The 13,486-nt window shown below is 68.9% G+C and carries 14 protein-coding genes; 6 read left to right on the top strand and 8 right to left on the bottom strand.

All coding sequences use genetic code 11. The features are described from left to right. Window positions 1–3 precede the first annotated feature (3 nt). Complete coding sequence (gene hrpB / locus AT700_RS04915; RefSeq protein ID WP_048520794.1) at window positions 4–2,520, bottom strand: ATP-dependent helicase HrpB; 2,517 nt, start codon at window positions 2,518–2,520, stop codon at window positions 4–6. A 141-nt stretch (window positions 2,521–2,661) separates the two neighbouring features. Between hrpB and AT700_RS04910 the strand changes: the two genes are divergently transcribed. After that, window positions 2,662–3,078, top strand: a complete 417-nt coding sequence (locus tag AT700_RS04910; protein WP_003093116.1) for a hypothetical protein — start codon at window positions 2,662–2,664, stop codon at window positions 3,076–3,078. An 88-nt stretch (window positions 3,079–3,166) separates the two neighbouring features. Beyond that, a complete protein-coding gene (gene fieF / locus AT700_RS04905; RefSeq protein ID WP_003093118.1) occupies window positions 3,167–4,063 on the top strand; it encodes a CDF family cation-efflux transporter FieF in 897 nt (298 codons plus the stop codon). Here the strand turns inward: fieF and AT700_RS04900 are convergent. After that, window positions 4,056–4,739, bottom strand: coding sequence for a DUF6515 family protein (locus AT700_RS04900; protein ID WP_017148447.1), 684 nt, complete (start codon window positions 4,737–4,739; stop codon window positions 4,056–4,058). The two genes, fieF and AT700_RS04900, sit on opposite strands and share 8 nt — an antisense overlap. Before the next feature lie 447 nt (window positions 4,740–5,186). On the opposite strand from AT700_RS04900, the gene AT700_RS04895 reads away from it, so the two are divergent. From AT700_RS04895 to AT700_RS04885, 3 genes are all read left to right on the top strand, one after another. Then, complete coding sequence (locus AT700_RS04895) at window positions 5,187–5,696, top strand: Lrp/AsnC family transcriptional regulator (protein ID WP_003119210.1); 510 nt, start codon at window positions 5,187–5,189, stop codon at window positions 5,694–5,696. 201 nt (window positions 5,697–5,897) lie between these two features. Next, window positions 5,898–6,107 carry a DUF2788 domain-containing protein gene (locus AT700_RS04890; protein WP_003093125.1) on the top strand — a complete coding sequence of 70 codons (210 nt, stop codon included), beginning with the start codon at window positions 5,898–5,900 and terminating at the stop codon, window positions 6,105–6,107. Between the two features lie 100 nt (window positions 6,108–6,207). Continuing rightward, on the top strand, window positions 6,208–6,600 hold the full coding sequence (locus tag AT700_RS04885) for a globin (RefSeq protein ID WP_003093127.1): 393 nt from the start codon (window positions 6,208–6,210) through the stop codon (window positions 6,598–6,600). Window positions 6,601–6,633: 33 nt separating this feature from the next. Here the strand turns inward: AT700_RS04885 and AT700_RS04880 are convergent, their stop codons facing one another. Further along, the gene (locus tag AT700_RS04880; protein WP_003114324.1) at window positions 6,634–7,203 is read right to left on the bottom strand and encodes a pseudouridine synthase; all 570 of its coding nucleotides are present in this window, start codon (window positions 7,201–7,203) and stop codon (window positions 6,634–6,636) included. Between the two features lie 138 nt (window positions 7,204–7,341). Between AT700_RS04880 and AT700_RS04875 the strand changes: the two genes are divergently transcribed. Further along, window positions 7,342–8,427, top strand: a complete 1,086-nt coding sequence (locus AT700_RS04875; protein ID WP_003106059.1) for an MBL fold metallo-hydrolase — start codon at window positions 7,342–7,344, stop codon at window positions 8,425–8,427. Here the strand turns inward: AT700_RS04875 and AT700_RS04870 are convergent. The 5 genes from AT700_RS04870 to AT700_RS04850 form a co-directional block, all read right to left on the bottom strand. Next, the gene (locus AT700_RS04870; RefSeq protein ID WP_028681232.1) at window positions 8,385–8,951 is read right to left on the bottom strand and encodes an SEC-C metal-binding domain-containing protein; all 567 of its coding nucleotides are present in this window, start codon (window positions 8,949–8,951) and stop codon (window positions 8,385–8,387) included. The two genes, AT700_RS04875 and AT700_RS04870, sit on opposite strands and share 43 nt — an antisense overlap. A gap of 150 nt (window positions 8,952–9,101) precedes the next feature. Continuing rightward, window positions 9,102–10,601, bottom strand: coding sequence for an AMP nucleosidase (gene amn / locus AT700_RS04865; protein WP_003119204.1), 1,500 nt, complete (start codon window positions 10,599–10,601; stop codon window positions 9,102–9,104). Between the two features lie 54 nt (window positions 10,602–10,655). Then, the gene (locus tag AT700_RS04860; RefSeq protein WP_003093139.1) at window positions 10,656–11,087 is read right to left on the bottom strand and encodes a PaaI family thioesterase; all 432 of its coding nucleotides are present in this window, start codon (window positions 11,085–11,087) and stop codon (window positions 10,656–10,658) included. Window positions 11,088–11,098: 11 nt separating this feature from the next. Then, the gene (locus tag AT700_RS04855) at window positions 11,099–12,748 is read right to left on the bottom strand and encodes an acyl-CoA dehydrogenase family protein (protein WP_003114325.1); all 1,650 of its coding nucleotides are present in this window, start codon (window positions 12,746–12,748) and stop codon (window positions 11,099–11,101) included. Next, on the bottom strand, window positions 12,745–13,392 hold the full coding sequence (locus AT700_RS04850) for a TetR/AcrR family transcriptional regulator (protein ID WP_003093144.1): 648 nt from the start codon (window positions 13,390–13,392) through the stop codon (window positions 12,745–12,747). Before AT700_RS04850 ends, AT700_RS04855 begins: the two co-directional genes overlap by 4 nt. Window positions 13,393–13,486 lie beyond the last annotated feature (94 nt).

Genomic DNA, 13,486 nt, shown 5'->3' with positions numbered 1-13,486 from the left:
CGACTACTTACGTGGCTTGGCCCGGGCAGTGGCCTCGGCCACCAGCGGGTCGTCCGGCCAATAATGCTTCGGATAGCGTCCCTTCAGGTCCTTCCTGACTTCCGCATAGGTGCTGCGCCAGAAGTTCGCCAGGTCCTGGGTCACCTGCACCGGGCGATGCGCGGGAGACAGCAAGTGCAGCTTCACTGCCAGGCGGCCCTGGGCGATGCGCGGAGTGTCGCCGAGGCCGAACAGTTCCTGCAGGCGCACCGCGAGGATCGGCGGGGTTTCGCTGTAGTCCAGGCGGATGCGCGAGCCGGAGGGGACTTCCAGGGTTTTCGGTGCCCACTCGTCGAGACGCTGCGGTAATGGCCAGGGCAACAGCCCGGCGAGGATCGAAGCCAGGTCGAGGTTGGCGAAGTGAGCCAGGCGGGTGACCTTGCCGAGATAGGCCGGCAACCATTCCTCCAACCGTTCCAGCAACGCGGCGTCGCTGACGTCCGGCCACTCGCTCTCGCCCTTGTCTTCCAGGTCCAGCCGGCGCAGCAAGCCGATGCGCGCCTGCCACTGGCGCAGTTCCGGGGTCCAGGGCAACAACTCCAGGCCCTTGCGCCGGACCAGGCCGAGCAGCGCCTGGCTGCGCGCCGCTTCGTCGAGGCCGGGTAGCGCCTCGCTGGACAGCACCAGTTCGCCGACCCGGCGCTGGCGCTCGGCGCGCAGCACGCCTTCGCGCTCGTCCCACTGCAGCTCGTCGCGCTGGCTGACCTGCTCCGCCAGGACCGTATCGAACAACCTCGGATCGAGTTCGGCGGCCAGGTAGATCCGCTCTTCGCGCTGGCCCTGGCGGCTGCCCAGATCGGCGATCACCAGCCAGGGCAGCTTCATCAGGCTGTCCGGTTCGCCGAACTGCGCAGCGCGTCCATTGGCCAGCCGGTAGTCGCCGCCGCCGGCGCGGCGCTGGCGAGCGATGCGGTCGGGATAGGCGAAGGCCAGCAGGCAACCCAGCCAGCGCGGATGGCCGGGATCGACGACCGCCTCGCTGGCGGCGCCGCGCAGGTAACCGCGGAACTGCCGGGCCAGTTGCCGGGCGCGCTGTACCGCGCCGCGCGAGGCGCCAGCGCGGGCCTCGCCGGCGAGCAGGGCGAGACGGCTGTGCAGGTCGGCGCCGCCGCCACGCTGTATGTCACGTTCGCCGAGCAGCGCCGCTACGTCGCAAGCCAGTTCGCCAAGGCCGAGGGCCTGGCCGCGCAGCAGCAGGTGGGCAATGCGCGGATGGGTCGGCAATTCGGCCATCGCCTGGCCATGGGCACTCAACGCGCCGCTGGCGTTCAGCGCCCCCAGCCGCCCGAGCAGCTCGCGGGCCTGGGCGTAGGCCGCCGCGGGCGGCGCGTCGAGCCAGGCCAGCTCCTCCGGCGCCACGCCCCAGCGCGCCAGTTGCAGGGCCAGCCCGGCCAGATCGGCCTGGAGGATTTCCGCCGTGCCGTAGGCAGGCAACTGCTCATGCTGGCTCTCCGACCACAAGCGGTAGCATACGCCCGGCTCCAGGCGCCCTGCGCGGCCGGCACGCTGGGTAGCGGAGGCGCGGGAGATGCGCTGGGTCTCCAGGCGGGTCATGCCGCTACCCGGATCGAAGCGCGGCACCCGCGCCAGGCCGGCGTCGATCACCACCCGTACGCCGTCGATGGTCAGGCTGGTCTCGGCGATGTTGGTCGCCAGCACCACCTTGCGCGTGCCCCGCGACGCCGGCTCGATGGCGGCGCGCTGGGCGGCGAGGTCGAGCTCGCCATGCAGCGGGCAGAGCAGCACCTCGGGGCGACCGCCAAGGGCCTCGCGCAAGCCTTCGTGAACGCGGCGGATCTCGGCCTGGCCGGGAAGAAAGACCAGCACGCTGCCGCTTTCCTCCGCCAGCGCCTGGAGCACCGCCTGCTGCACCCGCGGCTCGATGAACTCGCCAGGTTGCGCCGCCCGTCCCCAGCGGATATCCACCGGGAACATGCGGCCCTCGCTGCGCACCACCGGCGCTTCGCCGAGCAGCGCCGCAAGACGCTCGCCCTCCAGGGTCGCCGACATCACCAGCACTTTCAGCGGCGGCTCGTCGCGCAACAGTTCGCGGCCATTGAGAGTCAGCGCCAGGGCCAGGTCGGCATCCAGGCTGCGCTCGTGGAATTCGTCGAAGATCACCAGGCCGACACCGTCCAGCGCCGGGGCGTCTTGCAGGCGACGGGCAAGGATACCCTCGGTGACCACTTCGATGCGGGTCTTCGGGCCGACCCTGCTCTCCAGGCGGATCCGGTAGCCGACGGTCTCGCCGACCTTTTCGCCCAGCTCGGCGGCCAGCCGCTCGGCCGCGGCCCGCGCCGCCAGGCGTCGCGGTTCGAGCATGAGGATGCGTTGGCCGGCGAGCCAGGGCTCGTCGAGCAGGGCCAGCGGCACCCGGGTGGTCTTGCCGGCACCCGGCGGGGCTTCCAGGACGGCCTGGTGTTGTGCGCCAAGGGCCTGGCGCAGGGCGGGAACAACGGCGTCGATGGGTAGGGAAATCATGCTGGCTCCGGACTGACCGACGAAGTATACCGGCGAACCGGCAGGCGCTTTCGACGGTCTTATCGTCATCGTCGCGGCAGAAGATTGCCGAACGCTGGTCGATTGCTATAGTTCGCCGTCATGTTCACCCGGAGGTCATACATGCGCCTTGCCACCCGCGTTTCCTGTGCCGTTCTCAGTGCAGCCCTGCTGAGCCAGTTGTCGGCCTGCGGTACGCTGTTCTACCCCGAGCGACGCGGCCAGATCGACGGTCGCATCGATCCGGCCATCGTCGCCTTCGACGCCATCGGCCTGCTGTTCTATATCATCCCCGGCCTGATCGCCTTCGGCGTCGACTTCGCCACCGGCGCCATCTACCTGCCCGACGCCAAGTACTCGGTCGCCCCGGAAGTGCTCAAGGATGCCGTCGGCGCGGACGGCAAGGTCGACAACCGCAAGCTCAAGGCCATCCTCGAACGCGAGATCGGCCGTGAACTGCCGCTCGACGACCCGCGCCTGATCCGCCACAGCGGCAGCGTCGAGCAACTGGCGGCCTATGGCCTGAAGCCGGCCGCCTGATCCGCCCTCCGAGCGCGACCGTGCGTCAGTGCCCGGTCGCCGCCCGGTTGGTTTACAGTGGCGCCGTCCCTCCTGACAGAAGCGCCCCATGAGTCCCGATTCCCCCCACGCCCGCCTGCTGCGCCTGGCCACCCTGGCCTCGCTCGGTGTCGCCGTCACCCTGGTCATCGGCAAGGCCATTGCCTGGTGGCTGAGCGGTTCGGTGAGCCTGCTCGCCGGCCTCACCGACTCCCTGCTGGACAGTGCCGCCTCGCTGCTCAACCTGCTGGCGGTGCACTATTCGCTACGCCCGGCCGACGACGACCACCGCTACGGCCACGGCAAGGCCGAGGCCCTGGCCGGCCTGGCCCAGGCCATGTTCATCGGTGCCAGCGCGGTGCTGGTGGCTATCCAGGCGGTCGAGCAATTGCGCGACCCGCAGCCCCTCGGCGCGGCCACCTGGGGCATCGCGGTGATGCTGCTGTCGCTGCTGCTCACGGCCCTTCTCCTGGCCTTCCAGACCCACGTCATCCGCCGCACCGGTTCCACCGCGATACGCGCCGACTCGCTGCACTACCGCTCGGACCTGCTGCTCAACGCCAGCATCCTCGTGGCACTGCTCCTGGCCCGCTACGGCTGGCCACAGAGCGACGGCCTGTTCGGCCTGGGCATCGCCCTGTACATCCTCTGGAGCGCCCTGCAGATCGCTCGCGAGTCGGTGTCGATCCTGATGGACCGGGAACTGCCTACCGACATCAGCGAGCGCATGCGCGAACTCGCCTGCAGCGTGCCGGGAGTGCTCGGCGCGCACGACGTGCGCACGCGGATTTCCGGCAACCACTGGTTCGTCCAGTTGCACCTCGAACTGCCCGGCGAGCTGAGCCTGTCGGTGGCCCACGCCCTGACCGACCGCGCAGTGCTGGCGATCAAGCGCGAATACCCGAAGGCCGAGGTGCTGATCCATGCCGACCCGCAGGAAGTGGTCGGCAAGGAAACCGTCAGTTGACGCTGTAGCCGCGCCCGCTCAGGCAGGCGGCCATGGCCCGGCGGTAGCCGTTGGCGACCTCGGCGGCCGGCGCGTAGGTCGCCCCCGCCGGGTCGAAGCCGCTCTCGCCCACCGCCCAGCGGTGGCACTCGTAGCGGTCGCGGCCCTGCTGGTCGGGCCCCTGGCCGCGCGCGGGGTAGGCCACCACGTCGTAGCTGGCGGCCGGCCCGCTGACCGGATAAACGGGTCCCGCTGCCCGCGGCGGCGGGCTGACCACTTCGTACTCGCGGGTGTCGGCATGCCACAGGTAGTAAGTGCCGGCGGCAAGGAAGTACAGCACGCTGCCCAGCCAGACCTGCTCCGCATAGGGCGGCAGGCTGCGGACGCGCACCCCGCGGGGCGGCACGACCAGCACATAGCGCGGGCCGTCGGGTCGGTACCAGTAGCCGTCGTCGAAGAAATACTCGCCGCCGCGATAGGGCACCCGCAGGTGCCCGCGCGGCAAGGCCTCCACCACCCGGCCCGGACGCCAGTCGGGATGCGGTCCCCAACTGCCGCCGTACGCTTCGCCGCGGCCAGGTCCCGGTTGTCCGTGGGCAACACCGCGCTCGCCGCCGGCTCCACCGCGTCCCCCTCGGCCGTCGTCGGCCTGCGCCTGGACGCACAGGCTCAGCGAGAGAGCGCCCACCCCGAGCATTCGCCACCATCCACCGTTCATCGTCTGCCTCGCCCCGGGCCTGGTCGCCCGGCCACGTTCGAATGATCCCGGGAACGACTTTCCGCCGTTTTCCGCCAAGGGTGGGTAAACGCCGGGTAAAGAATGGGTAAAAGCGCGGCACGGGCCGGATCGCGGGCAAAGAAAAAGGGAGGCCCGTCGACCTCCCTTCTGGGGTAACTGTCCTGGCTCGGCGCTGTTGGCGACGGCTCACCTCACTCCACCTTCTGGGCGGTGTGCAACCCGGAGGCCGGCGCAACCCTGTAGGGTCGGCGGCCACGGCTGGCCTGATTGGGCGAGCCGTGATGGACGAGATGTCCGGGCCGTGAATCTGGGTAAAAGAATACGTCGCCAGGCGCGACCAATGATTGCTAATATTGCTCACCAGAACCTTGATTGCGCAATAAATCACTCAAATTCACCTTGCCAATGGCAATCAACCTGAAAGAAATCCTCGCCATGAACAAACTCGACCGCTACGACCTGCGTATCCTCGAAGAACTCCAGCGCGACGCACGCATCTCCAACCAGGAACTGGCAGAACGGATAGGCCTGTCGCCATCGCCCTGTTCGCGACGGGTCAAGCAGCTCGAGGACGACGGCTACATCGTCCGCCAGGTAGCCTTGCTGGACCGCAAGAAACTCGGCCTGAGCCTCACCGCCTTCGTCCTCATAGGCATGGACCGACACACCCCGGAACGCTTCGAACATTTCCAGGAAGTCATCGGCAAATGCCCGGAAGTGCTGGAGTGCAGCCTGGTCACCGGGATGGACGCGGACTACCAGTTGAAGGTCGTGGTGCCGGACATGGACCATTACCAGAAGCTCCTGCTGGGTACCCTGACGCGCATCGAAGGGGTCTCCAGCGTGCGCTCCAGCTTCGTCCTCAACCAGGTGCTGGCGAGTACCGAACTGCCGCTGGAGCACCTGCGCGATTGATCGTAGCGAGACCTGGGACATGACACGGAACAGGCGGCATGCCGTATAATCGGCAACCTGTTTCAGTTGTCATGCCCGCGTGGCCCCCGCATATAAAGAGCAGCCTGCTCGTAGAACGATAAACGCCTTGCCCGCCCCCCATGGCACGCTCCGTCCGACCGCGAGCCGGACTTCGTTTGCTTGAAAATCCGGAGGTTGCCAATGGATCCCGAACTGTTCGAAGAGTGGATGATGACCGGTCTGGTGACCGTGCTTATCCTGTTCATGGCTTTCATCGTGTGGGACCTGGCGAAGAAGTCGAAAGCCGGCAAGTTCGGAACCCTGATCCTGTTCTTCGCCCTCGGCCTGGGCGTACTGGGCTTCATCATCAAGGGCCTGGTCATCGGCAGCCTCGAAGGCGCGGGCATGTAACCCCGGCGCCACGCGCGTCATCCAACCACTCGTAATCATCCGCCGGCCCCGGCCAACGGGGCCGGCTCGCCTTGCCATTGCCTAGAACAAGGGAGTCGCCATGAACGCCGCCGACCGCGTCATGCAGAGTTATGGACGCTGCTGTGCCAGCACCGGATTCTTCGATGATTTCTACCGGCATTTCCTTGCCAGTTCCCCGCAGATTCGCGCCAAGTTCGCCACCACCGACATGACTGCGCAGAAACACCTGCTGCGTGCCGGAATCATGAACCTGGTGATGTACGCCCGCGGCATGTCCGACAGCAAGCTGCGCGCACTCGGCGCCAGCCATTCGCGCGCCGCGCTGGATATCCGCCCGGAACTCTACGACCTGTGGCTGGACGCCCTGCTGATGGCGGTCGCCGAGCACGACCGCGACTGCGACGCCGAGACCCGCGACGCCTGGCGCGACGTGATGGGTCGCGGCATCGCCGTGATCAAGTCGTACTACTGATCGTTCCGCGCCCGCTGGACGACGCCCCTCTCGTCAGTCCAGCCGCGCCGGCACTTCCCGCCATTCCCCGAGGCCCAGGCCGTCCAGGCTCCAGGGGCCGATCCGCACCCGCACCAGCCGCAGCGTCGGCAAGCCCACCGCCGCCGTCATCCGCCGCACCTGGCGATTGCGCCCCTCGCGGATCACCAGTTCCAGCCAGTGGGTCGGCACCGACTTGCGAAAACGCACCGGCGGCACCCGCTCCCACAACGTCGGCTCATCCAGCAGACGCGCCTCGGCGGGCAGCGTCGGGCCGTCGTTGAGCGTCACGCCCTCGCGCAGGCGCCGCAATTGCTCCTCGTCCGGCGTACCTTCGACCTGCACCCAGTAGGTCTTCGGCAGCTTGTGCCGGGGGTCGGCGATGCGCGCCTGCAGGCGACCGTCGTTGGTCAGCAGCAACAGGCCCTCGCTGTCGCGGTCCAGGCGCCCGGCCGGATACACGCCCGGCACCGGGATGAAGTCCTTGAGGGTCGAACGCCCTTGCTCGTCGTTGAACTGGGTCAGTACGTCGAACGGCTTGTTGAACAGCAGCAGCTTCGGCTCGCTCGGCGGCGCCTTGGCCACCCGGCGTGGCGCAGGGCGGACGGGATGACGCGGGGAAGGACGCGGGGGACGGGACATGACTGGAAACGAGTTGGCTTGATCGGGGTACCGGGCGGCATGCTAGGTTGTCCGAGAGCCTGACCGCAAGAGCATCCCCTCATGCCCTCCCTGCGTCCCACCTGGCTGATCAGCCTGCTGACCCTGGCCGGCTGCGCTGGCAGCGCCTATCAGGGTCCGCCTTCGGACCATTTCGACGGCGAACGTTTCCGCAATATCCAGCCGACCGCGCACAAGAGCCTGCGCGACCTGCTCAAGTGGCAGTGGAACCGCCCGCCGCAACGCCCGTGGGTCGCCCTGCCGCCGACGGCAACGCCGCCAAGGGTGAACGAGCGCGCCCGCGGCGAAGAACTGCGGGTCACCTACATCAACCACGCCACCCTGCTGATCCAGCACCGCGGCCTGAACATCCTCACCGACCCGGTCTGGTCGCAACGGGTCAGCCCGCTCGCCTTCATCGGCCCGAAGCGCCACCATCCGCCCGGGTTGACGCTCGACCAGTTGCCACCGATCGACCTGGTGCTGGTGAGCCACAACCACTACGACCACCTCGACCTGGAAACCCTGCGCCAGCTCCACCGGCGCTGGCCGACGGCCAAGGTGGTCAGCGGCCTGGGCAACGCCGGGCTGATCCGCCAGACAGGTTTCGCCGACGTCGTGGAGATCGACTGGTGGCAGGCCGTGCCGCTGGGCGCTGGCCTGACGCTGCATGGCGTACCGGTGCAGCACTGGTCGTCGCGCACCCGCAGCGACACCAACCGCACGCTCTGGCTCGGCTTCGTCATCGACTCGCCGGACGGCCCGCTGCTGTTTCCCGGCGATACCGGGCTCGGCCCGGAGTTCGGGCTGATCAACCAGCGCTTCGGGGCGATGCGTTTCGCCGCCCTGCCGATCGGCGCCTACGAGCCGCGCTGGTTCATGCGCGACCACCACATGAATCCCGACGACGCGGTGCAGGCCCATCGCACGCTGCAGGCGCAGACCAGCATGGCCATCCACTTCGGTACCTTCAATCTCACCGACGAACAGCAGGACGACCCGCCCAAGGCGCTCCAGGCGGCGCTGCGCAGCCAAGGCGTGGACCCGGCGACCTTCGGCACGCCGAAACCCGGCGAGCAGTGGCGCGTCGCACCGCGCAACGTCGCTCAGGAGGCCGAGGCCACCAGGCGGGAGCAGCAGTTGCGGTAGCGCTTGCCGCTGCCGCACGGGCAAGCCTTATCGCCACGGCCGCCCAGGGCCAGCCAGCTTTCCAGGCGCGCGGCCATCCCGGCCAGGCGCTCGCGGGCCTCGTCGTCCAGGCCGGCGCGGGCCAGTTGGCGCCGCAGGCCAAGGTAGTCTTCCAGCAGGACATCGCGGCTGAGCGCCTGGTACTGGTCGGCCAGCGGCACGCCTTCGTAGCGCCGCTGCGGGTCGGCCAGGAAAGCGATGGCGCCCGCCTGCGGCAGGACATTCCAGAGGTTGCCGCGCGGATCGCGCCAGCAAGCGCTGAAACGCGCGCGCAGGGCCAAGCCACGCCATTCTTCCAGGATCCAGCCATCGACCCGCTCGCCGCCGAGGGCCTCGACCGCCCGCCCGACCGAGAACCACGGTTCGCCGGCCAGGCTTTCCGGCATCGGCAACGGCGCTGCCACTTCCGGCGCGGCATCGGGCACCAGGCGACGGGCGAAGCGACGGAGCGGGTTGCTGAGATGAGTGGGGACGCTGAACGGCATGGGGCTCACATCGATGGCAGGCGTGGTCGTTCCGACCGGCAGAGGGCGCCGCGGTTCCACGCAGGGCGAAGGGCCATCATTGTAAGGCCTCGGCGCCGCAAGGCGTAGAAGCGCGCCGCGGTTTCCGCACGGAAACCGCGGCGCGTCCGATCAACGGAACGGCGGCTCGTCGAAACTCCGCAGCTTGCGCGAGTGCAGCGAGTTGAGCTGGCTGCGCAACAGGTCGAGGGCGGCGATGCCGATCCGCAGGTGCTGGTTCACCGCGCGCTCGTAGAAGGCGTTGGCCGAGCCGGGCAGCTTGATCTCGCTGTGCAGCGGCTTGTCCGAGACGCACAGCAACGTGCCGTAGGGCACCCGCAGGCGGTAGCCCTGGGCGGCGATGGTGCCGCTCTCCATGTCCACCGCGATGGCCCGCGCCAGGTTGATCAGTGGCCGCTCCTGGGCCCAGCGCAGCTCCCAGTTGCGGTCGTCGTAGGTGAGCACGGTGCCGGTGCGCAAGCGTCGCTTGAGCGACTCGCCGCGCTCACCGGTGACTTCGGCGGCGGCTTCCTGCAAGGCGACCTGGACTTCGGCCAGCGCCGGGATCGGGATGTGCGGCGGCAGCGCGCGGTCGAGGATGCCGTCGCGGCGCATGTAGGCGTGCGCCAGTACGTAGTCGCCGATGGTCTGCGACTGCCGCAGGCCGCCGCAGTGGCCGATCATCAGCCAGCAATGCGGACGCAACACCGCCAGGTGGTCGGTGATGTTCTTCGCGTTGGACGGGCCGACCCCGATGTTGACCAGGGTGATGCCGTCGCCATCGGCGGCGATTAGGTGGTAGGCCGGCATCTGGTAGCGGTGCCAGACCACCCCGGCGACGATGGCGTTGGCCTCGCCTTCGTCCATCCCGCGTTCGATGATCACGTTGCCCGGCAGGACCATGCGCACGAAGCGCGGGTCCTCGCGCAGGCGGGTCAGGCCGAGGCGGATGAACTGGTCGACGTAGCGGTGGTAGTTGGTCAGCAGGATCCACGGCTGCACGTGGCGCCAGTCGCTGCCGGTGTAGTGCACCAGGCGGCGCAGGGAGAAGTCCACCCGCGCGGCGTCGAACAGCGCCAGCGGCAACTGGTCGGCGCGTTCCCATTCGTAGAGGCCGTCGGCGATGTCGTCGGAAGCGGCGGACAGGTCGGTGCTGGGGAACACCCGCGCCAGCTCGGCGGCGGTCACCCCGGAGCCGGCCAGCTCGTCGCCCTGCTCGACCACGTAGGGATAGGGGATGTCCTGTTGGCTCGGGCCGACCTGCACCTGCACGGTGAAATCGTCCATCAGCGGACGCAACTGTTCCAGCAGGTACTTGCGGAAGGCGTCGGGGTGGGTGACGGTGACGCTGTATTCGCCCGGCACCTGGACCTTGGCGTAGGCGCGGGTGGTGGACGGCACCTCGCCCTGGCAGCGGTAGCCGATGCGCAGTTGCGGGTAGTGGAAGTTCTGCCGCTCGGCCTCGCTCGGCTCGATGCGCTCCTTGATGTAGCGCTTGAGCGCCTGGCTCAGCGCCGCGGTGGCCTGGCGGTGCAGCTCGGCAAGACGGTCGACGGCCTCCTCGGCCGTGCGGGCGACGACGAACCCGTCGTCGGAATCGATACTCATGGTGGGCTTCCTGTCGGTTCGCATGGAAAACATCTTGCCTGTACCGACAGGAAAACACAGCGCTTTTCTCCCGTTACCTCATTCGGCCAGCGCCACCACCGCCATGGTCACGGTGGCCTTGCTGAACAGGTGCCGCCGACCGTCCCGCTCGGCGAACACCTCGGCCTCGACCACCGTCACCTGGCGCCCGGCCTTGAGCACCTCGGCGCGACACAACAGGCGCTGGCAAAGCGCCGGGCGCAACAGGTTGAGCTTGAACTCCAGGGTCAGCACCGTCTGCCCCTCCTCCACCAGGGTCGCGGCGGCGGCCCCGGCGGCATGGTCGGCCAGGGTCGCCTGGACCCCGGCATGGATGAAGCCGTTCTGCTGGGCGTGGCGGGGCAGGATGTCCAGCCCCGCTTCGACCCAACCCGGCCCGCAGTCCAGCGGACGGATGCCGAGGTCGCCGACGAAACTGGCCGCGGCGAAGCCCTGCTCGACCAGCTCCCGGTAGCGCGGATGCGCCTGCATCGCGACGCGCCTCAGGTCAGGTGCGGGGTGGCGCGAGCCAACAGCGCCTCGACCTCGACGCCGCGCGGCAGGGTGCCGTAGACCCGCCCGCCGTCCCCCAGGCGACTGCCGATGAAGGCGTCGGACACCGCGGAGTTGCCGGCTTCCAGCAACAGCTTGGCCTGCAGGGCGATCGCCACGTCCTCGGTGAGCTGGCGGGCGCGGTACTGGATGTCGGCGGTGTCGGCGAAGGCCGCCTTGAGGTTGCCGATGTGCGCGGCGAGACGGGCGTCGCCATGGCCGTCGCCCAGTTCGGCGAACAACGCGTCGAGCACCCCCGGCTCCTTCGACAGGGCACGCAGCACGTCCAGGCACTGCACGTTGCCGGAACCTTCCCAGATCGAGTTCACCGGGGCCTCGCGGTACAGCCGCGGCAGGATGGTTTCCTCGACGTAGCCGGCACCGCCCATGCATTCGGAGGCTTCGTTGATCATCGCCGGGGCACGCTTGCAGATCCAGTACTTGCCCACCGCGGTGACCAGGCGGGCGAACTTCTCCTCCTGCTCGTCGTGGGCACGGTCCAGGGCATGCCCCATGCGCAGGGTCAGGGCCAGCGCCGCCTCGCTTTCCAGGGCCAGGTCGGCGAGCACGTTCTGCATCAGCGGTTGCTCGGCCAGCACCCGCCCGCCGACCTTGCGGTAGGCACAGTGGTGGGCGGCCTGGGTCAACGCCTGACGCATCAGTGCGCTGGAGCCGATCATGCAGTCGAAGCGGGTCATGGCGACCATCTCGATGATGGTCGGCACGCCACGGCCCTCCTCGCCGACCATCCAGGCCAGGGCGCCGCGATACTCGATTTCGCTGGAGGCGTTCGACCAGTTGCCCAGCTTGTCCTTCAGGCGCTGGATGTAGAACTGGTTGCGGCTGCCGTCCGGCCGGTGGCGCGGCAGCAGGAAGCAGGTCAGGCCCTTGTCGGTGTAGGCCAGGGTGAGGAAGGCGTCGCACATCGGCGCCGAGCAGAACCACTTGTGCCCGACCAGTTCGTAGGCCTGCCCCGGCCCGGGAATCCCCACCGGGTAGGCCCGCGTGGTATTGGCCCGGACGTCGGTGCCGCCCTGCTTCTCGGTCATCGCCATGCCGATGGTGACGCCCGCCTTCTGCTCCATCGGCACGTTGCGCGGGTCGTACTCGCGGGAGAGGATCTTCGGCAACCATTTCTCGGCCAGGTCCGCCTGCAGGCGAATCGCCGGCACGCTGGCGTAGGTCATGGTCAACGGGCAACCGGTGCCGGCCTCCGCCTGGCTGTGCAGGTAGGACAGCCCGGCCCGCGCCACCTGGGCGCCGGGGCGCGGGTCGGTCCAGGGCAGCGAGGGCAGTTCGTGCTCGATGGCGGCGCGCATCAGCTCGTGGTAGGCGGGATGGAACTCCACCAGGTCGACGCGGTTGCCGTAGCGGTCGTGGCTATGGAACTCCGGCTTGTGCTGGTTGGCCAGGAAGCCGGCCGCCATCAGCGGGCCGCCGGCCAGCTCACCGTAGCGCTGCAGGCGCTCCTCGGCCCAGCCGCCCTGGTAGCGACGCACCCACTCCTGGAGAGGCAGATCGAGGCGGTAGAGGTTGGCACCATCCAGCGACGGTACCTGGTTGGTCACTTCGTGGGTTTCGGCGTACTGGTGCAGGTTCATGAGGGTTCCTCGCAGACAGGCGCGCCCACCGCGCGCAGGCAGAAGTTCACCAGAGCCGTACTCACCGGCTCCAGACTCGGTTCCGGCTGGCCGCTGTCGCGAGCGGCGCGCGCCGGGGGAGACAAGGGGCCGACCAGCGCCTCGGCGATGGCCCCGACCAGGCAGGCCGCGGCAAGCGGCACCAGGGAAAGCTGGAATGCGCCACTGCGCCGGCCCTCCTCGAGCAGTTCGACGAACAGTGCGGCGTAGGCCTCGCGATAGCGCAGGCGCTGCTCGTCGACTTCAGGATCCACCGGCTCGGCGATCAGGGCGAAGGCCAGCCGCTGGCTGCTCCAGGCGCGCGCGGCAAAGCGCCGCAAGCCCTCGGCCAGGCGCCAGGCGGGCGCGCCGGGACCGCGCAGGACCACGGCCAGGGCATCGACCTCACGCTGGCTGGCGCGGCGGAAGATTTCCGCCGCCAGCTCGCCCTTGCCCCGGAAGTGGCGGTACAGGCTGCCGGTGGCAATCCCCGCGTCGTCGGCCAGGGCCTGCATGGTCAGCGCGGCGAAACCGCCCTCCGCGACACGCCGCAGGCCTAGCTGGAGGATGCGCTCGCGCAGCGCGGAATCGCGTTGCAGGCGGCGTTCGGTGACACGATAGACCATGACTGAATCCGGATTCACTTTTTCCCAGTGAATCACGCTTCAGGCTTTGCCTAAAGAGACATACAGGTCGCGCAGGCCGGCATTTCAGCCAGCC

This window comes from Pseudomonas aeruginosa (assembly GCF_001457615.1).
Taxonomy (GTDB): Bacteria; Pseudomonadota; Gammaproteobacteria; order Pseudomonadales; family Pseudomonadaceae; genus Pseudomonas; species Pseudomonas aeruginosa.
Note: the sequence above shows the minus strand (reverse complement) of the source record. Positions and strands in the feature narration are given on the sequence as shown.

Coding starts and splice junctions, on each gene's coding strand:
- AT700_RS04895 (WP_003119210.1), top strand. CDS start 5,187: ATGGCAATCAACCTGAAAGAAATCCTCGCCATGAACAAACTCGACCGC.
- AT700_RS04910 (WP_003093116.1), top strand. CDS start 2,662: ATGCGCCTTGCCACCCGCGTTTCCTGTGCCGTTCTCAGTGCAGCCCTG.
- AT700_RS04900 (WP_017148447.1), bottom strand. CDS start 4,739: ATGCTCGGGGTGGGCGCTCTCTCGCTGAGCCTGTGCGTCCAGGCGCAG.
- AT700_RS04870 (WP_028681232.1), bottom strand. CDS start 8,951: ATGCCGTTCAGCGTCCCCACTCATCTCAGCAACCCGCTCCGTCGCTTC.
- hrpB (WP_048520794.1), bottom strand. CDS start 2,520: ATGATTTCCCTACCCATCGACGCCGTTGTTCCCGCCCTGCGCCAGGCC.
- AT700_RS04875 (WP_003106059.1), top strand. CDS start 7,342: ATGCCCTCCCTGCGTCCCACCTGGCTGATCAGCCTGCTGACCCTGGCC.
- AT700_RS04885 (WP_003093127.1), top strand. CDS start 6,208: ATGAACGCCGCCGACCGCGTCATGCAGAGTTATGGACGCTGCTGTGCC.
- amn (WP_003119204.1), bottom strand. CDS start 10,601: ATGCGAACCGACAGGAAGCCCACCATGAGTATCGATTCCGACGACGGG.
- fieF (WP_003093118.1), top strand. CDS start 3,167: ATGAGTCCCGATTCCCCCCACGCCCGCCTGCTGCGCCTGGCCACCCTG.
- AT700_RS04850 (WP_003093144.1), bottom strand. CDS start 13,392: ATGGTCTATCGTGTCACCGAACGCCGCCTGCAACGCGATTCCGCGCTG.
- AT700_RS04855 (WP_003114325.1), bottom strand. CDS start 12,748: ATGAACCTGCACCAGTACGCCGAAACCCACGAAGTGACCAACCAGGTA.
- AT700_RS04890 (WP_003093125.1), top strand. CDS start 5,898: ATGGATCCCGAACTGTTCGAAGAGTGGATGATGACCGGTCTGGTGACC.
- AT700_RS04860 (WP_003093139.1), bottom strand. CDS start 11,087: ATGCAGGCGCATCCGCGCTACCGGGAGCTGGTCGAGCAGGGCTTCGCC.